Raw genomic sequence first — 23,612 nt, 5'->3', positions numbered from 1 at the left:
ACTCAATCTATTTTAATCTTCGCCTTCAGATATTATAATATCTATAGCTTTAACTGGAAAATTAGGTAGTTTGAATTTATTATCTTTTATATCTATATTAAAATTTGCATTTTTTGCTATTTGCATTTGTTCATTTCCAGAACTTTTAGTTATCTGTTTTAAAGGAACACTATTATAAATCCAAATTTTATATTCACCTAACTGCCAAATATCACATTTGTATCCCAAAATATTCTCATTTCCCAAAAATTTTGCTCCCATTTGAGTAAAACTCTCTTTATTTTTAATATTTCCAACGGGGTCATCTTTATCTATTTGTAAATCTTGAGAATATATCATCTCATCATTGAAATCCACAGTATAAAGTTTGTCTTTTGAAATTTTATTTATATTTCGTTCTTCTTCATCTTCAAAATTGCCTCTTTTATAAGTAATTCTTTCATCAAGAAGTTCTATTTTTCCAAAGTCTTTAAAATAAAGTACACTAGTTCCTGTCATAGTGCTATTATCCATCGCACCTACAATATCGTACTCAACAATTCCTGATTTTATATCATATCTATTAGTTTGAGCAAATAAACTATTCAAACTAAAAAATAAGAATATAGATAAATAAAGTGCTTTTTTCACTGTTTATTCCTTAAATAATTTAAATAAATTATACATAGATATAAATAAATTTACTATTTATACCACCAAATAGCCACTATTTTTTCGTAGAATTAAAAAAAATTTAAAAGGAGTTTATATGGCTTATGCTAAAAAAAGATATATTGTATATCTTTGTATTACAATATTTGTTATGGTTTTACCATTTATAACTATAAATGAAAATCATATTTTACTACTATCATTTGATAAGTTACAGTTTCATTTTTTGGGGGTTTCTTACAATGTAAATGAACTTTATGTTATGCCATTTTTATTAATGTTTTTATTTATTGGAATATTTGCATTAACTTCTATATTAGGTAGATTTTGGTGTGGGTGGGCCTGTCCACAAACAATATTTAGAGTAATTTATAGAGATTTAATAGAAAGTACTATTTTAGATTTACGAAGAATAAAAAATAAACAAAAAGATATAGACTATACAAAAACAAACAATAAAATTAAAAAATATATATCTTTAGTTTTATGGTTTATGATAACTTTAATAATATCATCAAATTTTATGCTATATTTTGTACCACCTGAAGACTTTTTTACTTATTTACAAGATCCATTTGAACATAGCTTTATGATTATTTTTATTATAAGTGTTGCGCTATTTTTATTTTATGATATTGTTTTTATGAAAGAAAATTTTTGTGTATATGTTTGCCCTTATTCAAGAATACAATCAGTTTTATATGACAATGATACAAAACAAGTAACTTACGATTTTAATAGAGGTGGAAAAATATATGAAAATGGAACTAAATCTATTTTTAAAATCAATCAATGGAAAAATAATGAAGAGTGTACAACTTGTGATGCCTGTGTGAAAATTTGCCCAACTCATATTGATATTAGAAAAGGTTTACAAGTTGAGTGTATAAACTGTCTTGAATGTAGTGATGCTTGTAATACAGTTATGGGAAAACTAGGAAAGCCATCTTTAATAAACTGGGGAAGTACAAATCAAGTTTTAAACCATAAAAAAGTATCTCTATTTACTAAAAAGAATATAACTTATTTTGCTTCGCTTTTTATTTGTATATTTTTGGCATTTTACTTTTCGCTTGAAAAAGAGCAATTTTTAGTAAATATCAATAAAACAACTGAACTTTACAAAATAACAGAAGATAAAAAAATAGTAAATAACTATATTTTAACTATTCATAATACTCAAGATGAAACATTGTCTTTTAATATAAAATTAAAAGATGAATTAAATTTTAAAATAAAAAGAGTTGAAAACCCTACTTTAGAAGCAGGTAAAAGAGCTAAAATAGTATTAATTATAGAAAGTAATGATGAACTTAAATACATTAAAGAAAAGAATATACCTATTTTTATTGAGATATTTACAGAAGAGAAAAATTTTAAAACTGTAAAAAAACTAACTTTCTCAAAACCTTAAATAGTTTTTTCTATAAAGATGGAGAATTTTGCTCCATCTTCTATATTTTGAACTTGCAATTTTCCATTAAAACTTTCCTCAATTATAATTTGAGATAAATAAAGCCCTATTCCTGTTCCTTCTTCTTTTGTAGAAAAATATGGTTCAAATATTTTTTTTATATTTTTTGGTTTTATTCCTCCACCATTATCAAAGATTTCTATTATCACATCAGCACTAGAAGCTAAAACTTTTATATATATTTTTGGGAATTCTTTATTTTTTAAAATATCTATTGCATTTGAAACTAAAGATAAAATAACTTGTGAAAGTTCATTCTTTACTCCATAAACTTTTATCTCTTCATAAACTTCAAATTCTACACTCAAACTAATATTGTGTTTTTTTATATCTGCACTTAAAATTGTAAAAGCATTTTCTATTGCATCTTTTACTAAAAAATCTTCTTTTTCTTTTTCTTGTGTATAGAACTCTTTAAAATCATCTATTGTTTTTGACAAAAAGTATAACTGTTCATTTGCTTGATTTATCTTTTTATCAAAAAAAAGTTTGTCTAACTTTTGGCTTTCAAACCTCTTTTTTAGGTTTATTAAAATATATGAAATATTATTTAGTGGCTGTCTAAATTGATGAGTTATATTTGCTATCATTTCACCTGATTTTACAAACTTTGATTGTTGTAAAACCATCTTTTCAAACTCTTTATTTTGTTTTTTCAGGTCATTATATTTGTATGCAACTGAAACAGTAAAAAGGACTGCTTCAAATGTAAATACAAGCAGTACTAAATCAAAATATCCCTTATTTATATAGAAGTTTTTAAAATCAAAAATAAATAAAATTATACAAAAAACACTCCAACCTAAAACATAAATCATTGTGGGCTTAAAGCCTTGTTTTAAATTAAAAACTATAGAGATAAATAAAACTGCATAAATAATAGTATATGGTAAATATTCAAATAATATATAGTGATAAAATGAAGTTAATATAACAATATTTAATAAAAAAGTGTTTATAAAAAGTTCTTTATAATTTGAAATCTTTGGTATAAATTTTCCATCATTGTAGCTTATAGCAAAAATAAGTGCAGAAATAGAAGCAAGAATCAAAAATAATTCTTTATAAAAATAACTTATCTCATAAAGCTTACTATGAGCTATAATAAAAATAAGAGAAAAAATTTGCATAAAACAATAGCTTATATAAAATACTTCTTTAGAGTATAAATATCGAACAAAAGTATAAACTATAGTCATCAATAAAATACCAAAAGTTATTCCATAAAATAAAATTATATTTATATCAAATGTCAATTTTATACCCAATATTTGTAAGATTTTGTATCAAATCTTTTGGTAATTTATGTTTAATATTCTTAACTAAAGTTTTCAAGGCATCTTTTGTCATAACACTATCAAACCAAATATAAGATTCTAATTCTTCATAATTTACATATCTAGTTTTATTTTTTATTAAAATATCTAAAAATAGTATCTCTTTTGCTCTCAATTTTATTATTTCACCATTTGATACTAAAGTTTTATTAAAAATATCAAAATATGTTATTTCATCAAATTTTATAATATTTGTTACATTTTCACTTAAAGACTCAATACACATAAGTAAAGCTGATTCAAAATCTTTTTCATTGACTGGTTTTACAAGATATTTTATAAGCTGTAACTCAACTGCTTTTAATAAATATTCTTGATTACAAAAAGCCGTAATAATAATAATTTTTGTGTGTTTATCATTTTGTCGTATTTTTTTTATAAATTCCAAACCATCCATTTTTGGCATTTGTATATCTGTTATAATAATATCTGGATTGTATTTTTCATACATTTGTAGAGCACTTATAGCATTTGAAGCTTCATAAATAGTTTCAAAATAGTTTTCTAAATACTCAACACCATTTTCTCTTGCTATTTCATCATCTTCAACATATAAAATTTTTATATTTTTATTTATATTTTTTAACATTTCAAATTATATCTTATATCATATTATTATGATAAAATTTTAACTATGAAAAATTATAATATTTATACTACCATTATTAAAACTCCCATAGTTGATATGTTTGCAGCTAGTTTTGAGAATGAACTTTTACTTTTTGTCCCTTTTGAAAAGGAGTTTTGTCAAAAAAAAATAGAAAGTTTTAACAAAATTTTAAATGTAGAAGAAATTATAGAAGATGAGAGTAAATTTGATAAATTAAAAATAGAATTAGATGAATATTTTAGTAAAAAAAGAGAGATTTTTACAATTCCACTAAAATTAGTAGGAACACCTTTTCAAATAAAGTGTTGGAAAGTTTTACAAAATATTCCTTATGGAGAAACTATTAGCTATAAAGAACAAGCCAGTAATATAGGAAATGCAAAAGCCTATAGAGCTGTTGCAAATGCAAATGGTAAAAATAATTTCAGCATTATTATCCCATGTCATAGAGTTATAGCAAATAATAAAACAATTGGTGGTTACACTGGCGGAATTTGGATAAAAGAGTTTTTACTAAACTTGGAAGGAATATATAACATATAATTTTGAAATGATTTTTATCATATACAATTTTTTCACAATTTTGAAATATTATCTATATTCATTGTAAAAAATTCAATAAGGAGAAAAGCATTGAAATTTAAGTTACTACTAATGATTTTATTATTCATTTCTAATGTCTTTGCATCTGAAATAGATATAAAAAATTTAACCCCTCAACAATTAGAGACTCTTAAAGAGATAAAAAAATATGGAGAGGATCATGGTCTTGGCTATACTTTAATGGCAATAGCTATAAAAGAGTCAAAATTAGGTACATATATGGTAAATCTTGATACGAAAGACTTTGGGCTGTATCAAGCAAATATAAGAACTGTTTTGAATAGACAAAATATCAAAGATACTACTTGGAATAGAAATGTTTTCGCTTCAAAACTTGTTTCTGATTTCCACTTTGCTACTCAAAATGCAATAGAAGAACTAACTTTTTGGCAAAAAGTACACAGAAATGATTGGTCAAAAGTTTGGGGAAGTTATAATGCTGGATACAAATATAATAGTATGGAAGCAAAAAATTACTCAAAAGAAATAGCCTCTATTATTCGTGAACTAAAAAAAATTGATGTTTAATAAAAAATTACAGCCAGTTTATGCTGGTTGTTACACAAATTAATAAATTCTACAAAAAACAATAGCAATTCTCATAATTTAACTAAAATTTAAGTTTACTTTCTGTATATTTTCTGATACCAATTATTAGTAATTTTATAAGGATATAAAAATGAGTGTTTTAATAATAGGCGGAGACCAAATATCACAAATAAGTTCAATGCTTACAAATTTAGGTGCAAAAACAATAAATCATTGGGATGCTAGAAAAAAATCTTCTGCTCCAAAGAAGAAAGTCCCTCAAGATACAGATTGTATAGTTATGCTTACATCTTTTTTAAATCATAATACTATGCTTAAATATAAAAATGAGGCAAAAAAGAAAAATATCCCATTTATATGTGCAAAAAGATCAATATCTTGTGTTTATGATGAATATGTAAAAATCATGGGAATAAAAGATTGTAGTCAATGCTATGCAAACTGTACTAACAAGGAACTTGAATGTCAATAGAAAATAATTTTATTGGTTTTTCAAATAATTTAGAGTATTTACCAAAAGATTTTGATGAATTTAATTCTATATATAGATTGAGACAGTTATTTTTAGGTCTTAGTAACAACATTTTAAAATCATATTGTAACTTTTCAAAATATGAACAAAGAAAGTTATCTATTTTCCCTTTAAATAAGGCTTTCTCATACAAAATAAAAAGTATGCTACCTATAAGCTTTATTAAGTCAAAAAAAGCTACAAGTATGAAATTTAATCCATGTAGCAACTCTACAAATATTATAAATAGCTATTTAAATAATGGTATTAGTGGAGTTATATCTGCTACTAATTTAATACCCGTAGCAAAATTAATATCAGTTTGTTTTGTACAAAACTGTTTTCAACTACTTATTGATAAAGATTTACTATTTCATGAGTTTGTTTTAGATAAAATAAAAAAGCTTCATGGAAATAGAAAAGTTATTGATTTGGGTGATTCTATTGGTATTAAAGTTCAAAATTCTATTGGCATTAAAGTTTATACATCTTGGAAACATATAGAAACAACAAAACCAAATATAAAAAGTGAACTTGATAATGCAATAAAATCTATAAAAAAAGGTGAGTTTTATCAAATATATTTAGCTTATCCAAAAAACAAACAATTTACTAAACATATACCTGTTTATGTAGATGAATTAAAAAATAGAGAGTATCAAATCAAAGCGATACCATACTCTTTTAGATCAATTATAAAAAATTAAAGAAGGAACAAAATGGCAACAGCAATATTTTATGGAAGTAATACAGGAAACTGTGAAGATATAGCTAAAAAAATAGCTAAAAAATTAGGGAATGTAGATATTTACAATCTTGACAAAACAAAAATAGAAAAAATAAATGACTATGACAAAATTATTTTAGGTGCTTCAACTTGGGGAGATGGTGAATTAAATGACGATTGGGAAAGTGCTTGGGATGATTTTAAAGAACTTGATTTATCAAATAAAATAGTAGCACTTTTTGGTTTAGGTGATCAAGAAAGCTATTGTGATGAATTTTCAAATGCGATAGGTATTATTTATGAGCATTTACAATCAATTGGTGTAAAAGTAGTTGGTTTTACGTCTACAGAAGGATACTACCATGATTATTCAAAAGCTCAAATTGATAAAGAATTTGTGGGATTAGTAATAGATGAAGACAATCAAAGTGACCTAACAGATCAAAGAATAGATAATTGGATCAACGAAATAAAATCTGATATTTTATAAAAAATAAAAGTAGTATAAAAAACTATACTACTTTTGACAATTCTCGCAAATACCATAAAGTTGCATTGAGTGGCTAGTAATTTTGAATTTATTAGCTTTTGCAATTTTATCTTGTCTTTTTTCAATCTCTTCATCTATAAATTCGATAATAGCATTACACTCTGTACAAATCAAGTGATCATGGTGAGACTTCATATTGCTTTCATACTTTTTACCTTCAGTTCCAAAATTAATTGAAGCAATTAAATCAACTTCTTCTAAAAAACTTAAAGCTCTATATACAGTTGCTATACCAACATTAGATTTAGGGTACTCTTTTTTTATCTGATTATATATCTCTTCAGCTGTTAAGTGACCATCTGCATGTAACAATATACTTAATACAATTTCTCTTTGTTCTGTATATTTAAGACCTTTTTGTTTAACTATTCTTCTAAGGTCGCTAATTACCTCTTCGTGATTATTATTATTCTCTATCATGTAACACCTCTTAATTTTTTAAACATTATAGTATATCTAAAGTTTTTAAAAATTTCAAATTAATTTTGATTTTATTTACACAAAATAGTAGTAAATTACTATTTTAACTCAAATTTAGATGAATACTCATTACCTTTATAAACAATTACAAAGTCCCATTGACCTTTTTCTCTTCCATCAAGGTATCTAAAATCATAAGCAGAAGTATCTCCAATAGGAATTACCATTTCTCTAGTTCTAGAAATTTCTCCATTTGGATCAATCCAATTTATAACTATTGTTTGATTATTTTCTACATCTAACTCTACTTCAAATTTACATATAATTGAGTTTTCATCTTCTAAAATAACACAATCAACATTTGGGTTATAAGGTTTTGGTTCTGCTGCGCTCTCTGCAAAAGCTGAAATTACAAAAAGCAAAACTATTAATAAATTTCTCATAATTCTCCTTAAATTTAAAAACAGATTATAGTAAATTTTTTATTAAACAATAATAATTAGTTTATAAACTTTTCCCAAATAACTTCTTCATGAAGGCCAGCCCTATTTTTCAAAACTTCAAAAGGTTGATAAGCTCTTTTATATCCCATAGAATAATGGTTATCTATCCAATACCCTAAATAAACATATGGAACATTTAATTCTTTAGCTATTTTAATTTGAGCCAAAATAGAAAATTTTCCTATAGATAGATCTGAATATTCATGATCATAATAGCAGTAAATAGCCGAAATTGATTTTGGCAAAACATCAACTAATGCAACACCTATTAATTTATCATCTTTCATATACAAAAACTCTCTTGCATAGTCATCACTCCCCTCAACATAAGACTTTGCATAATCATCAACTGTTATAGGAGAATATGGCCAATCTTTTTTATCATGCATAAATTTATGATATTTATCATATAAATTTAAATGTTCCATTGTAAGAGTTGGTTTTCTAATATATAATTTTGTATCTTTATTTTTTGAAAATACTCTTTTATCTGATTTTGAAAATTTATAATTTTCTACATCTATTCTCATAGAAACACATTTTGTACAAGTTTTACACTCTGGAACAAAATGCATTTTTCCAAATCTTCTCCAACCTCTTTCTAACTTTTTTTGATAATCAGAAATTGAACAAGAGTTAATATATTGATATCTTATATCAGAAGCTTCTTTTTCAAAATATGAGCAACTTCTATTCTCTTCAAAAAATTCTAAATCACAGTTAAAAAAATTCATTTTCTATTCATTTATATTTATTTTTATCTCTTTTGCTAATTGTGAAATCTTAGAAATTTTTTCACTATTTGATAAACTATTATCTAGTAAATGCTTTACAAAGGCACTTCCTACAATAACACCATCAACATTTCTTGCTTTTTCTTTACAAGTTTTTTCATCTACTCCAAAACCTATGTAAAGTGGTGTTTGTGTATATTCTCTAATATTTTTTATTATTTCACTTAAATCTTCACTTTTACCACTTCCAGTAATTCCTGCATAAGCAACCATATATATAAACTTTTTAGAATTTTCAACAAGAGTTTTTATTCTATTCTTTGGAGTTGTTGGAGCTACAAAAGTTATATTTGTTTTATTATATTTATTAAATAATTCATCATATTTTTGTGACATTTCAAAAGGTAAATCAGGAATAATTGTTCCAGAAATATTGTATTCTTGTGCCTTTTTCAAAAATTCTTCCATACCATAATGATAAAAAGGATTCATATATCCCATCCATAAAGTATCAATATCATGCCCTATTTTTGAAGACACTTCAAATAAATCATTTAATCTAAATCCATTTTGAAGTGCCAATAAATTGGCTTTTTCAATAATAGGTCCATCAGCAACAGGGTCACTAAAAGGAATTCCTAGTTCTAAAATATCAACTCCATTTTCTTTTAAAGAATATGCTAAATCAACTGTGAAATCATTGTTTGGTAAAGAAGTAGTAATATATGCAACCAATTTTTTCAAAATGTAATCCTATTTTTAAATTGTATAGATTTTATCCAAAACCAAATTAAAATATATTTTTAGCTATAATCTTTCTTATTTAATTTAAGGATTTTTTAAATGAGTATAGTAGTAAACAATTTTGAAAAAATGAATATATCAAAGATAAAACAATCAAAAAATAAAAAAAAATTAACCGTTATAACAGCTTATGATGCACTTTTTGCAAAACTCTTTTCTCAAGCATCTGATATGATATTAGTTGGAGATAGTTTAAATATGAGTTTTGCTGGTGAGAAAGACACTCTAAGTGCAACTTTAGAACAGATGATTTATCACACGAAAGCTGTTTGTAATGGTGCAAAAGATGCTTTTGTTATAACAGATATGCCTTTTGGAACTTATATAAATAAAGATGAAGCTTTAAAAAACTGTACAACAGTATATCAACAAACAAATGCTAGTGCTGTTAAAATAGAAGGTGGAGAAGATAGAGCTGATATTATAAAACACTTAACTTCAAACTCAATAGCTGTTATGGGACATATTGGACTTATGCCCCAATATGTAAGAAGTGAAGGTGGATATAAAGTTCGTGGAAAAACAAAAGAAGATGAAGAACAACTTATTCGAGATGCAATTGCAGTTGAGCAAGCTGGAGCTTTTGCCATCGTTGTTGAAGGTGTAATGAGCGATGTTGCAAAAAAAATAACTCAAACAGTTAATATTCCAATAATTGGAATAGGAGCTGGAGTAGATACAGATGGACAAGTGTTAGTTTGGTCTGATATGTTAGGATTTTTTGAAGAGTTTAAACCAAAATTTGTAAGACACTATCTAAATGGAGCAAAACTTGTAAAAGAAGCTGTAAACCAATATAGAGATGATGTTCAAACTCAAAGGTTTCCATCTAAGGAAGAAGAATACTAAAATGAATTTAAAAGCGGAGCTTTATAGTGCAAAGATTAGTTGAAGTTGAATCTGTATCATTCGAAGAAGAAAAGAACGAACAAAGTCTTCGTCCATCTTCATGGGAAGATTATATAGGGCAAGAAAAAATCAAAAAAAATCTAAGAGTATTCATAGATGCTTCAAGAAAAAGAAATGAAGCTCTTGATCATATACTTTTTTATGGTCCTCCAGGACTTGGGAAAACTACACTTTCATATCTAATATCAAACGAGATGAATTCAAATATCAAAGTAACAGCTGGTCCAATGATAGAAAAAAGTGGTGATTTGGCTGCAATTTTAACAAATCTTGAAGAAGGAGATATCCTTTTTATAGATGAAATACATCGTTTAAGTCCTGCTGTTGAAGAAATTTTATATCCTGCGATGGAAGATTATAGGCTTGATATTATTATAGGTTCTGGACCAGCTGCTCAAACTGTAAAAATAGACTTACCAAGATTTACACTAATAGGTGCAACAACAAGGGCTGGAATGTTATCAAATCCATTAAGAGAACGATTTGGTATGCACTTTAGAATGCAGTTTTATACACATGAAGAGTTGGCAAAAATCATCCAAAAAGCTTCATTAAAACTAGGAATATTTTGCGAAGACAATTCAGCACTTGAAATGTCTAAAAGAAGTCGTGGTACACCAAGAGTTGCTCTAAGACTATTAAGAAGAGTTAGAGATTTTTCTCAAGTTTCAGGAGAAAAATCAATAATTTTAAAAACTTGCCAATATGCGCTTGATGAGTTAGGAATAAATGAAAATGGTTTCGATGAAATGGATATAAATCTTCTTGAACTTCTTATTTCAAATCGTGGGAAACCTATGGGACTATCAACTATTGCAGCAGCGCTTAGTGAAGATGAAGGAACAATAGAAGATGCAATAGAGCCATATTTATTGGCAAATGGCTATATTGAAAGAACAGCACGAGGAAGAGTTGCAAGTGTAAAAACTTATGATATGTTTAGATTAACACCACCAAAAATGAATTCAGATGACAAACAAGGAAATCTATTTTGAAACCATCACACTTTTTAATAGCAATTGCCATTTTACTGCTATTTTTCTTAGCACAATTATTTGATCCATTTTTAAAACCTATTTTTGTAGCAACACTACTAACAATTGCTACAAATTCGATGTTTATAAAAATAAATGCTATTATAAAAAATAATGCTGTTTCAACTTCTATTTTAACCTTGCTTATGGCATCACTGTTTTTTTTACCAATGCTATATTGTATTATCTCATTTGCAACATTTTTTAATCAAGTAGATCAAAATATTTTGATAAATAACCTAAATGAAATTAAAAATTCTAGTATTAAACTTTTAGCTGAATTTAGTTTTTTAAATGAATTCACACACAATATAACTTCAAAAATAGATATAGGTAAAATTGTTCAAACAATGGTAAGTTTTAGTGCTGATTTAGGGAAAAACTCTTTAAAATTTATGATGGATATGATATTTATTTTAGTATTTTTTCTATTCTTTACTTTATATTCATCAAAAATTGCACACTATTTAAAAAATATTATTCCTATAAATAATGATGATGCAAATATTTTATTTAACGAATCATCAAGTGTTATGAGTGTAGTTTTTTACTCTATATTAATAACTGCAATTTTTCAAGGATTTTTATTTGGAGGGTTTTTAAGTGCTTTTGGATACGATGGACTTTTATTTGGAGTTTTATATGGTTTTGCTTCTTTAATTCCTGTTATTGGTGGAATAATAATGTGGCTTCCAATCTCTATTTATGAAGCAACAACAGGAAGTTTATCAAATGCTATTTTTATAGCAGTTTACTCAATAATAGTAATATCAATAATAGCAGATACTTTTATAAAACCAATAATAATAAATTACATAAATAAAAAAGTAGTAAAAAACAAAACTAATATTAGTTCACTTCTAATATTTTTTGCTATTGTTGCAGGACTTTCAACTTTTGGTTTTTGGGGAATGATAATAGGTCCAGCTATGATAAGTCTATTTATATCTATAATGGAATTAATAAAAAAATATAGTAGCAATTAGAGAAGATTATTCTCCTCTAATTAAATCTCCTCTAAAACTCGAAATCCCAAAATCTAAATTTACAACTTTCTCAAATCCCATATTTTGCATAACTCTTTGACAATAAGCACTTCTACTACCACTATGACAATATACAACTATTGGTATATTTTTTTTATCATTTAATGACTCAATAGAGTGATAAAAACTTGTTGTTGGAACTAAGAAATCAACACCTTTTATCCTTGCATTTATCCACTCCATCCACTCTCTTGTATCAACCAAACAAAAATCTATAGCTTTTTTATCCCTTGCTTCAAGAAGGGCTTCGAGTTCTTGAGAGTTTATCTCTTCTTGATAAAATAGCTCTTCACACTCTTTTTTCGATAATCCATTAAAATCAGATATATCCTCTTCTATATTAGCTTGAGATTGTAAATCTTGTGCTTTTTGTGGTGTAACAAAGATACCACAGTGACAACTACCATTATTTGGTATTTCAACACTCAAAGCAGGAACACAAGGACATAATCTATTTTTTTCAGTTTCACTTTCTTCAATAACCATAAAACAGGGACAATATCTTTTACCATAAATAATCATATTTCTTGTTAATCCCATTTGAATAGCTTCATTTACTTCATTATTTGGATTAAATACTAAATTATGTGTTTTTAACACATCTTGTGTAAATTTTATTGTATTTTTTAGTTCATTTTTAAATTCATTTGATTCTATATCAATTTTTTTTATCATTTTTACCTTTCATATTTTTTAAATTATTCTTGACAATTATACTATATTTTCATTAATTAGAATTTTGGCTATAATGTACCAAAAAATTATTAAGGTTTACTATGAATACTTTTGATTATGAAAAATTAAAACTTTTTTATATAGGAAAAGAAACAATAGATGGACAAAAAACTCCATTGGTTTATCAAAATAAAGATTTATTAACTCACGCAGCTATACTTGGTATGACAGGAAGTGGTAAAACAGGACTTGGAATAAGTTTACTTGAAGAAGCAGCAATTGATGAAATACCATCGATAATTATTGATCCAAAAGGTGATATGACAAATTTGATGCTAACTTTTCCAGAGTTAAAACCTAATGATTTTGAACCTTGGATTGATGATAGTGAAATTTCAAATAGTGGAAAATCAAAAGAAGAATTAGCTTTAAATATTTCAAATTTATGGAAGAATGGAATCCAAAAAGATTTTCAAGATATAAGTAGAATAAAAAAATTAAAAGATAATGCAGATTTTACAATATATACTCCAGGAAGTAATGCAGGAGTTCAAATCTCTATTTTATCTTCATTTAAGGCTCCTGCAACTGAAGTTTTAGAGGATAATGAACTTTTTACTTCACTTATTAGTTCAACTGTAAGTTCTATTCTATCGCTAATTGATGAAAAAAGTGAAGCAACCTCAAAAGAGTCAATTTTACTTAGTTCTATATTTACAAACTATTTTAAAGAGCAAAAAGATTTAACTTTAGAAGAGTTAATCACTTTGATAGTTACTCCACCATTTTCAAAAATTGGAGTTTTTGATTTAGAAACATTTTTTGCACAAAATGATAGATTAAAATTTGCATTAAAACTAAATACAATCATTGCTAGTCCATCTTTTAGCTCTTGGCTTGAAGGAGAAAGCCTTGATATTTCAAAAATGTTATATGATGAAAATGGAAAAGCTAGAGTTTCAATATTTTCTATTGCTCATTTAAATGACTCGCAAAGAATGTTTTTTGTAACAATTCTTTTAAATCAAATCTTAGCTTGGATGAGAAGACAAGAAGGTACAACTTCACTAAAAGCCCTACTTTATATGGATGAAATTTTTGGATATTTTCCACCACTAGCAAATCCACCATCAAAACAACCTATGCTAACACTTTTGAAACAAGCTAGAAGTTTTGGAATAGGAATCATACTTTCAACTCAAAATCCAGTTGATATAGACTATAAAGGTTTATCAAATATTGGAACTTGGTTTATAGGAAGACTTCAAACAAAACAAGATATTGATAAAGTAATTGATGGCTTAAATAGTGCAAGTGATGGGGCATTTAATAAGCAAGAATTATCATCAACTATAAGTAATCTTCAAAAAAGAAATTTTATTTTAAAGAATATAAATGAAGATAAAATAAAAATATTTGAAACAAGATGGGCATTATCATATCTAAAAGGACCAATATCAAAAGATGGTATAAAAAAACTTATGAGTGATAAACGAACATCAAATAAAAGTCCTAAAAAAGAAGAACAAACAGAAAACTTTATTGATGTTCAAAAAGGTGTATCAAAACCATTAATCGTAAGTAATATTAAGGAAAAATACAAATATATTTCTCAAAATAGTGCTTATTATATGCAACCAAATCTACTTATTTCTTGTACAACACACTATGTGAATAGTACAAAAAGTATCGATTTAGAAGAACAACTATCTTATAAAATATATATAGATGAAAATACAAAAGAAATAAATTTTGATGAAAAAGAAGAACTTTTAAATGAAATTTTTGATGAAAAAGATAAACCAAACTCATTTTATTACGAAATACCAGCTTTTATTCAAAATGATCGAGAATTGAAAGCTTTAGAAAAAGATTTTGCTGATTATATATATAGAAATTCAAAACTTACTTTATATAAAAATGAAAGTTTAAAATTAACTTCAAAACAAAATGAAAATTTAAATGATTTTAAAATAAGAATACAAGATAGACTAAATGAAAAAATAGATTTAGAAATAGAAAAACTAAAAGAAAAATTCAAAAAAGATAATTTTTCAATAGAACAAAAACTATCAAAACTTTTTGACAAACTTGAAAAAGAGCAAATGGAAGCTTCTAGTGTAGCTACAAATAGTATCATCTCTATTGGAACTTCTATTTTAGGAGCTTTTTTTGGAAAATCTAGTAAAAGTGCTATCGCTTCAAAAGTAGCAACAAGTTCAAGGGGTGTAAGCAAAGTTTTAAAAGAGAAAAATGATGTAAAAGCTGTTGAAAATGAGATAAATCTACTTCAAACACAAAGAGATGAACTTCAAAATAGATTAACAATAGAGATAGACAAAATAAATCAGGAATTTGATATTTCTAAATATGAAGTTGAAGAGTTATTTATAAAGCCAAAAAGAAGTGATATTTATAATATAAAAATAGAACTCCTTTGGCAAGAACAGTAACAAACTAGAGTTTAAAACTCTAGTTCATATCTTTTTTCTAAATTTGTATTTTGAATAATACTATTTATTGAAATTCCACTTTGTTCATTAAACTCATATAAATAGGTATATAAATTTTCATCAAAAAGCTTAAAATATATATCATTTATAAACTCTGTACAGTATAAAGTATCATTTTCTAAAGAAAACTCAAAATCAAATTTTGGTCTATTTTCTAAAAATTCATTTAAAAGTTTAGACAATGAATCTTCATTGATATTATTTTTATATCTGTAAATAGCTATTTTTTTTGAAAAATTTACAAAATCTTTTATATTTGATACTTTCATTTCATCACTATTTTCATCAACTTCTAAATGAAAAACTACAAAACCATCTTTACTATTTGCAACTATTCCTATATGTGAAAATCCAGCACCATCTAAAGAAGCAAAAAAATCACTCAAAGCATTATCTTCTTTTCGTAAAATAATATCACCATTTTTAAGTTCTAAAGTTTCTTTTAGGCTTTCAGTAGTTAAATCTTTTTCTCTTTTTTCCATAAATTTTTTTGCTTCATATGAAGCAAAAAAAAGTAAAAAAAGTATAGCAATAAGTCTAATTTGCATCTTTTCTCACTATATCACCATTTTCTGATATCAATATAGCCAAACTTTTTGTACTCTCAAATTGAGATAATATTATAAGTAAAATCATCATTATAGGAACAGCTAAAAACATACCTATACTTCCCCACATAGCTCCCCAAACAACTAAAGACAATATAACAACAAATTGAGAAATATTCAATTTATTTCCCATAAGTTTTGGATATATAATATTTCCTATTACGAACTGAATAATAACCAACGCTGTAAATAACCATAATATATCACTTAAATCATCTATTTGTATAAATGCAAAAATTGTAGGTATTAAAACAGCCACTATTGTTCCAACGGTAGGAATAAAATTTAGAATAAATGCTATAAATCCCCATAAAACAGAAGCTTCTAAACCAAAATATTGACATATTAAAAAAGTTAAAAATCCTGTTACCAAACTTACAACCGTTGTTATAAAAATATATGTTCTAATTCCTTGTGAAATTGAAGTTAAAATATTTTTTGCTCTTAATTTACTATCATTTTTTTTGAAAAGTGCATTTAGTTTTGCGTTGAAAAATCTTTGGTCAATAAGTAGAAAAAGAACATACAAAAAAATTTGCATCAAATTACTAAAAATTGAGCTAAAAACAACAAATATTCTATTTAAAACACTAGAAATACTAAACTCTTGAAAAAATTTACTTAAAGGTTCTTTCAAATCTATTGAAGTTAGAGTTGAAATTTTATCTATTACGATATTTATTTTTGAATCTAATTGAGATACAACAGAACTCAATTCCATCATACTTGTAGTTAAAAAAGTTCCTATTTTTATCATAGAATATATGATAATTATTAAAGATAAAGGAGTAGCTATAAAATCTAAGAATTTATTATTTACATAAGGAATTTTTCTGATTTGTGATGCTAAAGCATTTATCAAAAACCATATAAAAAATGCTATTGCAATAGGGATTAGAATGTTATTCAGACTATTAAAAGCATAAATTACCAAAAACATAAAAGCAAAAACATAAAATAGTTTTGCAAAATTTATATCACTTTTGAAACTTTCCAAAATATCCCCTTTTTATTAGGCTCTAGCAAATTTCCTAAACTTATCTTTTGCTAACTCTTGCATATCTGTAACTTCATCCATTTCATCAACTATTTCAACTCCAAGTAGAGTTTCCAAAGCATCTTCAAGTGTTACAACTCCACTTGTTTGTCCATAGCTATCAACTACTATAAAAAGGTGGCTTTTCCTTCTTACAAATAAATCTATCAATAAAGAAACATTTATATCTTCTGAAATTTTATGAACAGGGATCATAATATCTTTCAAAAGAGTATCTTTTTTCTTTTTAACACTTTTTTCTAAAATAGTTTGATTGAAAACAACTCCTACAATATCGTCTATTGTTTCATTAAAAACTGGAATTCTTGAGTGAATATAAGTCTTATCCATTTTCAAAGCTTCTTTTACAGTTGTTTGAGAATCAAGAGCAAAAACCACACTTCTTGGAGTCATAATATCTTCTGCTTTTATACTTTTTAGTTTAAATAAATTCTCAATAAAATCACTCTCTTTTGCTTGAATAGTTCCCTCTTTTTCACTCAAATTTACTAAAGCCATAATCTCATCTTTAGAGAAATTTGCCTCTTCTTTTTTATTTTTTTGTATATAATTTGTGATTTTTGTACCTACCCAAATAAATGGATATGTTACTTTTATTAAAAATGATATTGTATAAGCTGTTGGAACTAAAAATCTTTTCCAATACAATGCAGCGTAAGTTTTCGGATATATTTCAGTAATATATAAAACCAATAAAGTTAGAATAAAAGCAACTAAACTTTGCCATTTTTCTCCAAATACAATAGCAGCTTGTGCTCCAACTCCAGCTGCTCCCATAGTATGTGCAAAAGTATTTAATGTCAAGATTGCAGATATTGACTTATCAATATCTCCTTTCATCTCTTTTACCAAATTTATACTTTTAGGGCTATAGCTATTTTTGTCCATACTTTCAATATAAGAAGGAGTTGAAGATAAAACAGTAGCTTCTAATATAGAGCATAAAGATGAAAAAAATAGTGCTAAAAAAAGGTATATAAATAGTAGTGTCATTTTTTAAACTCAATTAATGAAATATTTTTTAAAAGATGATTTATATCTTTTAAATTTAATATATGTTTATCTTCTAAAACTTTCATAAAAAACCTAACTTCAGCATTTGTGAATCCATCAGGCTCTTTTTGTTTTACAGAGACTTCACAACCATCTTCTAAGCGAATCCTATATAGTTTTTTATCTGTAAGTTTTGCATAATAAACTACATCTATTTGTGTTTGATTTACTTTTTCTAAAGTTACAATAACTCTTTGTGTATCAACTTGCATATCAAAATCTTGATATATCTTTTTAAACTCTTCAACTTCCATATAACCAATGTATAATTTTGTATAAATATCAAAATATAATTCCATTTTAGGTGATGAGAAAAATCTTAAATCAACACTAAATTTTGGATTTTTTCGTGAAGTATTTAAAATCCACTCTAAAGTTGGGAAATAAGGAAACTTCTTATATTTGAGGCTATCAGCTTCAAGATATTTTTCATTATCTGGAGCTTTTAGAGTTTGTAAATCATTTTTTACTCTCTTTGTAAAAATCATCTCTTCTATTAAACTTTCGTCTTCTAAATCTTTTGTAACCCAAATCGTGGCATATTCTGGGAAATTTCTAAGTCCAGTTGAACCAGAAGTTAAAACTATCAAAGCATTTATTTTTAAATATGGAAATATCATCTTCAAAAGTGCATATTTCTTAGCCAATCGTTTATTTAAACTTGCTGTTTTTTTAGATGTACTCATCTCTACAAAATAAAGTCCATCTTTTGTAAAAAACAAAGCATCAAACTCACTTATATCTTTATATGCTGATTTAAAAACTATTTGAGAAGTTCTGTCTATTAAAAGTCCACTTTTTATAAATTTATTCTCTTTATCTTGATATGGTCCTTTTAAAACAAAGCCTTCAATATCATCATTTGTTTTTGCATAATCAAGTAAAAGTTCATAAATAATATTTTCATAAATCTCTCCTTTAAAACTACTGTATGCTGTTAAATAAGAAATTTCTTCTTTTGAAACATCACTTTTAAATAAAGATTTTAAAGTTTTATTATCATATGAGTAATGAAAAAGATTATCTTTTATATCTTCGATATCTAAATTTTTGATTTTATCTGTTATTTTAAATTGCAATTCTTCTCTTTTTTTCATAATAGCTTTGATTATATCAAATATTTTCTCTATTTAAAATAATAAACTTGATATAATGTCAGCTTTAAAAAAAGGGTATGAATGAAAAAGGTATTTAAATTAATTGTGGAAAATAAGTCTAAAGATAGACAAGTTGATTCAATTAAAAATGAGATTAGAAAATACGTAAAAAGAGAAAAAAACAAAAAACTTCCTGAAGAGTTTAATTTTTGGAGCTTTGAATGTAAAGCTGGTAAATCTCAAGATGAAGCAAATAGTATCGAATTTAAAGATATTATTAAATATGTTGATTTTGCATCGTCAGAAAATTTTGATAGTTTTTACTTAGAAATTATTGCTAAAGCAGTTTTTAAAGAGAAGAAACAACAAATAATTGAAGATGAAAATTTAGAATAAAATAGCAATTTTTGGATTGTCTATTTAATATAAATAAGTTAATATTTTAAAAATTTAAAGGAGAAATTATGAATTACATAACAAACGCGAATTTAAAAGAAGCAGATAACGAAGTATTTGCAATAATTGAAGATGAATTAAAAAGACAAACAAATCATTTAGAGATGATTGCAAGTGAAAACTTCACAAGTCCAGCAGTAATGGAAGCTATGGGTTCAGTTTTTACAAATAAATATGCTGAAGGGTATCCATATAAAAGATATTATGGAGGTTGTGAACAAGCTGATAAAGTTGAACAACTAGCAATTGATAGAGCTTGTCAAATTTTTGGTTGTAAATTTGCAAATGTTCAACCACACTCTGGAAGCCAAGCAAATGGTGCAGTTTATGCAGCATTACTTAAAGCTGGTGATAAAATTTTAGGTATGGATTTATCTCATGGTGGGCATTTAACTCATGGAAGTAAACCAAGTTTTTCAGGACAAAACTATTCAGCATTTTATTATGGAGTAGAACTTGATGGAAGAATAAACTATGACAAAGTTGAAGAGATTGCAAAACTTGTTCAACCAAAAATCATTGTTTGTGGAGCAAGTGCTTATGCTAGAGAGATTGATTTTAAAAGATTTAGAGAAATAGCTGATAGTGTTGGTGCTATTTTATTTGCAGATATTGCTCATATTGCTGGTTTAGTTGCAGCTGGTGAACACCAAAGTCCATTCCCACATGCTCATATAGTAACAACAACAACTCATAAGACTTTAAGAGGTCCAAGAGGTGGAATGATCATGACAAATGACGAAGATATTGCAAAAAAAATCAATTCAGCAATATTCCCAGGACTTCAAGGTGGACCACTTGTTCATGTAATTGCAGCTAAAGCAGTAGCATTTAAAGAGATTTTAGATCCAAAATGGAAAGATTATGCTAAACAAGTAAAAGCAAATGCAAGAGTTTTAGGAGAAGTTCTAATAAAAAGAGGTTATGATATAGTAAGTGGTGGAACAGATAATCACTTAGTATTAGTAAGTTTTTTAAATAAACCGTTCTCTGGTAAAGATGCAGATGCAGCACTTGGAGATGCAGGAATTACTGTAAACAAAAATACAGTTCCAGGAGAAACAAGAAGTCCATTTATCACAAGTGGAATTAGAGTAGGAAGTCCAGCATTAACAGCACGTGGAATGAAAGAAAAAGAGTTTGAAATCATAGCAAACAAAATTTGTGATGTTTTAGACAATATAGAAGATAAAGAGTTACACAAAAAAATCAACAAAGAGATGGAAGAACTTGCTTCTAACTTTGTGATTTATTCTAAATCTACTTACTAAGATCCAAAAGGAAGTGTAATGCCTGCACTAGATAAAACATATAAACAGATAGAAAAGGCTATAAAATATATAGATGACAACTTCAAACAACATCCAAGTGTTGATGAAGTTGCACTTAATATAGGAATGAGTAAATATCACTTTATAAGAGTTTTTAAAGAGTATGTAGGTGTTACTCCTCAACAATTTTTACACTGTGTAACTTTAAATTATGCAAAAGAACATATAAAAGAGTCCAAATCTATACTTGATAGTAGTTTAGATATTGGACTATCTAGTACTAGCCGACTTCATGAACTTTTTGTAAACTTAATAGGTGTTACACCAAAAGAGTGGAAAGAAAAAGGAAAAGATGTACAAATAACTTATGGATTTGGACAAACTCCTTTTGGTGAAGCTCTTCTTGGATTTACTGATAAAGGGATTTGTTATTTGGGATTTATTGACAATAACAAAAAAGAGATTTTCCAAAGATTTAATGAACTTTGGGAAAATGCTAATTTAATTTTTGATGAAAAATTGGCAAATGAATACTTGGAAAATATCTTTGTAAAAAATCAAAAATATCCACTTTTAGTAAAAGGTACAAATCTTCAAATAAATGTTTGGAAAGCACTTCTAAATCTTCCAAATGGAATAGTAGCAACTTATAGCGATATTGCAAACTATCTTGAAAAACCAAAAGCTGTAAGAGCAATAGCAAGTGCAATAGGACAAAATCATATAGGTTATTTGATTCCTTGTCATAGAGTTATAGCAAAAAGTGGAGCTATGAGTGGTTATAGATGGGGCATTGAGCGAAAAAAAATCTTAATAGCTTACGAATCAGTAAAAGAAAATAGTTAAAATGAATAAAGTTTTTAGTATTTATAAAAAACTTTATGAAACTTATGGTGCTCAAGGTTGGTGGCCTTTTATAAATTATCAAGGTAAAAATAGCCAAAAGCAAGGAAACAGTGATGGCTATCATATCTTAGATTATAGTTTTCCAAGAGATGAAAATGAGATTTTTGAAGTATGTTTAGGCTCAATTTTGACTCAAAATACTACTTTTACTTCTGTCATAAAATCTTTAAATAACTTAAATGATTTAGGTTGCCTAAACTACAAAAAAATCAAAAACTTACCAATAGAAAAACTAAAAGAACTTATAAAACCATCTGGATATAATAACCAAAAAGCTAATTATGTTTTAAATTTTATAGAATTTTTTGAAAACTTAAATGGCAAAATCCCAACAAGAACTGAACTTTTAGCTATAAAAGGAATAGGATTTGAAACTGCTGATTCTATGCTTCTTTATGGCTTTAATCAAGCAGAGTTTAAAGTAGATGCTTATACAAAAAGATTGCTAGTACATAATAAACTAATAGACGAAAAAGCAAAATACAATGATATAAAATATTTTATGGAAGATGAACTAAAAAAAGTGATTTTTGATGAAAAAGAGCTAATAATAACTTACCAAGAATACCATGCTTTAATAGTAAATCACTCAAAGTTGTATTACTCAAAACAACCTTATGAGAATGGGTGTTTTTTAAATAAAATTTGTTAAAGAACTTTCTCTCAAAGCATTTCTTGAAGCTTTATCTACAAGATTAAAAATAGTATCAATTTCATCTTTTAAACTATTCTTTTTATGTCCTTTTACTTTTATAAAATCAATATTTAACTTATCTAGTTTTTGAAAAAATAGTTTATATAACTCATGATTGTTTATAGTTTTTCCAGTTGAAGTTTTATAGTCATTTATCTCAAATTTTTCTCTTCTATTTTGTAGATTTACTATATTTTGACAGTCTGTATAAACTTCTATTTGGATATTTTCATCTATTATACACTCATCTAAAGCCCAAAGTAGAGTTTGAAGCTCAAGTTTTGTGGAGCTTGTATCTTCAAATCTTTTTATTTTTATAGTTTTCTTTAGCTCCTCAAAAGAAAAACTCTCATCAGAAACTTCTAAAAAAGCCCCAAATCCTATTTTCTTTTGTGGATTAACACTTGAATCTGTAAATAATTTGATTTTTTTCATATTTTAGCTTTAATTTTAGATTGTGCAATTTTATCATCAATCTATTTAACTACCAATTTATAAAGAAGATATAAAGAGAGAAAAACTCTCTTTATAATATTTTAGAATTTATATTTTAGTGTTACAGTTGCACTTCTTGGATCGCCATATATATATTGGCTACGGCTACCACTATAAATAAAATTTGCATAATACTCTTTATCAAAAATATTGTTTACATTTAATTGAGCTGATAAATTTTTATTGAACTCATATTTAGCCATAGCATCTACTACAAAAAAGTCATCTTGAGTAGCTCTAATTTTACCAGCTGGAGTTGTTATATCTGTATAAAACTCACTTCTGTAATGAATATTTCCACCAAATGTTAAATCACCTATTTTAT

The 23,612-nt window shown here is 26.1% G+C and carries 28 protein-coding genes; 14 read left to right on the top strand and 14 right to left on the bottom strand.

The genetic code is table 11. The features are described 5' to 3' along the window. Positions 1-12: 12 nt before the first annotated feature. A complete protein-coding gene (locus CRU91_RS10965; protein ID WP_113895264.1) occupies positions 13-630 on the bottom strand; it encodes a hypothetical protein in 618 nt (205 codons plus the stop codon). Between the two features lie 118 nt (positions 631-748). Between CRU91_RS10965 and ccoG the strand changes: the two genes are divergently transcribed. Continuing rightward, positions 749-2,065 carry a cytochrome c oxidase accessory protein CcoG gene (gene ccoG, locus CRU91_RS10960; RefSeq protein ID WP_113895263.1) on the top strand — a complete coding sequence of 439 codons (1,317 nt, stop codon included), beginning with the start codon at positions 749-751 and terminating at the stop codon, positions 2,063-2,065. Here the strand turns inward: ccoG and CRU91_RS10955 are convergent. Both CRU91_RS10955 and CRU91_RS10950 read right to left on the bottom strand, forming a co-directional pair. Next, positions 2,062-3,381 (bottom strand): sensor histidine kinase, encoded by a 1,320-nt coding sequence (locus CRU91_RS10955; protein ID WP_113895262.1) that lies wholly within the window; start codon positions 3,379-3,381, stop codon positions 2,062-2,064. The two genes, ccoG and CRU91_RS10955, sit on opposite strands and share 4 nt — an antisense overlap. Then, entirely contained in the window at positions 3,371-4,051 is a 681-nt protein-coding gene (locus CRU91_RS10950) for a response regulator transcription factor (RefSeq protein ID WP_113895261.1), read from the bottom strand. Before CRU91_RS10950 ends, CRU91_RS10955 begins: the two co-directional genes overlap by 11 nt. A gap of 45 nt (positions 4,052-4,096) precedes the next feature. Here CRU91_RS10950 and CRU91_RS10945 point away from each other — a divergent pair, with 45 nt between their 5' ends. From CRU91_RS10945 to CRU91_RS10925, 5 genes are all read left to right on the top strand, one after another. Beyond that, entirely contained in the window at positions 4,097-4,615 is a 519-nt protein-coding gene (locus tag CRU91_RS10945; RefSeq protein ID WP_113895260.1) for a methylated-DNA--[protein]-cysteine S-methyltransferase, read from the top strand. 90 nt (positions 4,616-4,705) lie between these two features. Further along, complete coding sequence (locus CRU91_RS10940; protein ID WP_113895259.1) at positions 4,706-5,203, top strand: transglycosylase SLT domain-containing protein; 498 nt, start codon at positions 4,706-4,708, stop codon at positions 5,201-5,203. A gap of 151 nt (positions 5,204-5,354) precedes the next feature. Continuing rightward, on the top strand, positions 5,355-5,696 hold the full coding sequence (locus tag CRU91_RS10935; RefSeq protein ID WP_113895258.1) for a DUF2325 domain-containing protein: 342 nt from the start codon (positions 5,355-5,357) through the stop codon (positions 5,694-5,696). Further along, positions 5,687-6,442, top strand: a complete 756-nt coding sequence (locus CRU91_RS10930; RefSeq protein WP_113895257.1) for a hypothetical protein — start codon at positions 5,687-5,689, stop codon at positions 6,440-6,442. Before CRU91_RS10935 ends, CRU91_RS10930 begins: the two co-directional genes overlap by 10 nt. Before the next feature lie 12 nt (positions 6,443-6,454). Further along, positions 6,455-6,952, top strand: coding sequence for a flavodoxin (locus CRU91_RS10925; RefSeq protein WP_113895256.1), 498 nt, complete (start codon positions 6,455-6,457; stop codon positions 6,950-6,952). A 27-nt stretch (positions 6,953-6,979) separates the two neighbouring features. Here CRU91_RS10925 and CRU91_RS10920 read toward each other — a convergent pair whose 3' ends face one another. The 4 genes from CRU91_RS10920 to trpA form a co-directional block, all read right to left on the bottom strand. Beyond that, complete coding sequence (locus CRU91_RS10920; protein ID WP_222718461.1) at positions 6,980-7,432, bottom strand: Fur family transcriptional regulator; 453 nt, start codon at positions 7,430-7,432, stop codon at positions 6,980-6,982. 98 nt (positions 7,433-7,530) lie between these two features. Next, positions 7,531-7,875 (bottom strand): hypothetical protein, encoded by a 345-nt coding sequence (locus tag CRU91_RS10915; RefSeq protein ID WP_235827004.1) that lies wholly within the window; start codon positions 7,873-7,875, stop codon positions 7,531-7,533. Positions 7,876-7,931: 56 nt separating this feature from the next. After that, on the bottom strand, positions 7,932-8,669 hold the full coding sequence (locus CRU91_RS10910) for an arginyltransferase (protein ID WP_113895254.1): 738 nt from the start codon (positions 8,667-8,669) through the stop codon (positions 7,932-7,934). A gap of 3 nt (positions 8,670-8,672) precedes the next feature. Beyond that, on the bottom strand, positions 8,673-9,413 hold the full coding sequence (trpA, locus tag CRU91_RS10905) for a tryptophan synthase subunit alpha (RefSeq protein ID WP_113895253.1): 741 nt from the start codon (positions 9,411-9,413) through the stop codon (positions 8,673-8,675). 99 nt (positions 9,414-9,512) lie between these two features. Here trpA and panB point away from each other — a divergent pair, with 99 nt between their 5' ends. From panB to CRU91_RS10890, 3 genes are read left to right on the top strand one after another with little or no spacing between them, the layout of a single operon-like run. After that, a complete protein-coding gene (gene panB / locus CRU91_RS10900) occupies positions 9,513-10,322 on the top strand; it encodes a 3-methyl-2-oxobutanoate hydroxymethyltransferase (protein WP_113895252.1) in 810 nt (269 codons plus the stop codon). A 26-nt stretch (positions 10,323-10,348) separates the two neighbouring features. After that, positions 10,349-11,377, top strand: a complete 1,029-nt coding sequence (gene ruvB, locus CRU91_RS10895; protein ID WP_113895251.1) for a Holliday junction branch migration DNA helicase RuvB — start codon at positions 10,349-10,351, stop codon at positions 11,375-11,377. Continuing rightward, positions 11,374-12,402, top strand: coding sequence for an AI-2E family transporter (locus CRU91_RS10890; RefSeq protein ID WP_113895250.1), 1,029 nt, complete (start codon positions 11,374-11,376; stop codon positions 12,400-12,402). The genes ruvB and CRU91_RS10890 overlap by 4 nt, the downstream gene beginning before the upstream one ends. A gap of 6 nt (positions 12,403-12,408) precedes the next feature. On the opposite strand, the gene CRU91_RS10885 is transcribed toward CRU91_RS10890, so the two are convergent. After that, positions 12,409-13,137: a ferredoxin-thioredoxin reductase catalytic domain-containing protein gene (locus CRU91_RS10885; protein WP_113895249.1), complete on the bottom strand. Its 729-nt coding sequence runs from the start codon at positions 13,135-13,137 to the stop codon at positions 12,409-12,411. A 101-nt stretch (positions 13,138-13,238) separates the two neighbouring features. Between CRU91_RS10885 and CRU91_RS10880 the strand changes: the two genes are divergently transcribed. After that, positions 13,239-15,590 carry an ATP-binding protein gene (locus CRU91_RS10880; RefSeq protein ID WP_113895248.1) on the top strand — a complete coding sequence of 784 codons (2,352 nt, stop codon included), beginning with the start codon at positions 13,239-13,241 and terminating at the stop codon, positions 15,588-15,590. A gap of 11 nt (positions 15,591-15,601) precedes the next feature. Here the strand turns inward: CRU91_RS10880 and CRU91_RS10875 are convergent, their stop codons facing one another. The 4 genes from CRU91_RS10875 to CRU91_RS10860 are packed head-to-tail and all read right to left on the bottom strand — an operon-like array spanning position 15,602 to position 19,447. Then, on the bottom strand, positions 15,602-16,198 hold the full coding sequence (locus tag CRU91_RS10875; protein WP_113895247.1) for a YiiX/YebB-like N1pC/P60 family cysteine hydrolase: 597 nt from the start codon (positions 16,196-16,198) through the stop codon (positions 15,602-15,604). After that, complete coding sequence (locus CRU91_RS10870; RefSeq protein ID WP_113895246.1) at positions 16,188-17,255, bottom strand: AI-2E family transporter; 1,068 nt, start codon at positions 17,253-17,255, stop codon at positions 16,188-16,190. The genes CRU91_RS10875 and CRU91_RS10870 overlap by 11 nt, the downstream gene beginning before the upstream one ends. Positions 17,256-17,270: 15 nt before the next feature. After that, positions 17,271-18,308: a CNNM domain-containing protein gene (locus CRU91_RS10865; RefSeq protein WP_113895245.1), complete on the bottom strand. Its 1,038-nt coding sequence runs from the start codon at positions 18,306-18,308 to the stop codon at positions 17,271-17,273. Further along, positions 18,305-19,447 (bottom strand): hypothetical protein, encoded by a 1,143-nt coding sequence (locus tag CRU91_RS10860; RefSeq protein ID WP_113895272.1) that lies wholly within the window; start codon positions 19,445-19,447, stop codon positions 18,305-18,307. The genes CRU91_RS10865 and CRU91_RS10860 overlap by 4 nt, the downstream gene beginning before the upstream one ends. A gap of 99 nt (positions 19,448-19,546) precedes the next feature. Here CRU91_RS10860 and CRU91_RS10855 point away from each other — a divergent pair, with 99 nt between their 5' ends. From CRU91_RS10855 to CRU91_RS10840, 4 genes are all read left to right on the top strand, one after another. Beyond that, positions 19,547-19,861: a DUF6172 family protein gene (locus CRU91_RS10855; protein WP_113895244.1), complete on the top strand. Its 315-nt coding sequence runs from the start codon at positions 19,547-19,549 to the stop codon at positions 19,859-19,861. Between the two features lie 68 nt (positions 19,862-19,929). Continuing rightward, a complete protein-coding gene (locus tag CRU91_RS10850) occupies positions 19,930-21,192 on the top strand; it encodes a serine hydroxymethyltransferase (protein ID WP_113895243.1) in 1,263 nt (420 codons plus the stop codon). 18 nt (positions 21,193-21,210) lie between these two features. Further along, positions 21,211-22,038, top strand: coding sequence for a bifunctional helix-turn-helix domain-containing protein/methylated-DNA--[protein]-cysteine S-methyltransferase (locus CRU91_RS10845; protein WP_113895242.1), 828 nt, complete (start codon positions 21,211-21,213; stop codon positions 22,036-22,038). A gap of 1 nt (position 22,039) precedes the next feature. After that, positions 22,040-22,750 carry an endonuclease III domain-containing protein gene (locus CRU91_RS10840; RefSeq protein ID WP_113895241.1) on the top strand — a complete coding sequence of 237 codons (711 nt, stop codon included), beginning with the start codon at positions 22,040-22,042 and terminating at the stop codon, positions 22,748-22,750. On the opposite strand, the gene CRU91_RS10835 is transcribed toward CRU91_RS10840, so the two are convergent. Then, a complete protein-coding gene (locus CRU91_RS10835) occupies positions 22,733-23,227 on the bottom strand; it encodes a ribonuclease HI (protein ID WP_113895240.1) in 495 nt (164 codons plus the stop codon). The two genes, CRU91_RS10840 and CRU91_RS10835, sit on opposite strands and share 18 nt — an antisense overlap. Positions 23,228-23,328: 101 nt before the next feature. After that, a partial coding sequence (locus tag CRU91_RS10830; RefSeq protein ID WP_113895239.1) for a TonB-dependent receptor domain-containing protein occupies positions 23,329-23,612 on the bottom strand: 284 nt, incomplete at its 5' end.

The sequence above is a fragment of the Aliarcobacter vitoriensis genome (genome assembly GCF_003316695.1).
GTDB lineage: Bacteria > Campylobacterota > Campylobacteria > Campylobacterales > Arcobacteraceae > Aliarcobacter > Aliarcobacter vitoriensis.
This window is presented reverse-complemented; position numbering and strand designations above follow the sequence as displayed.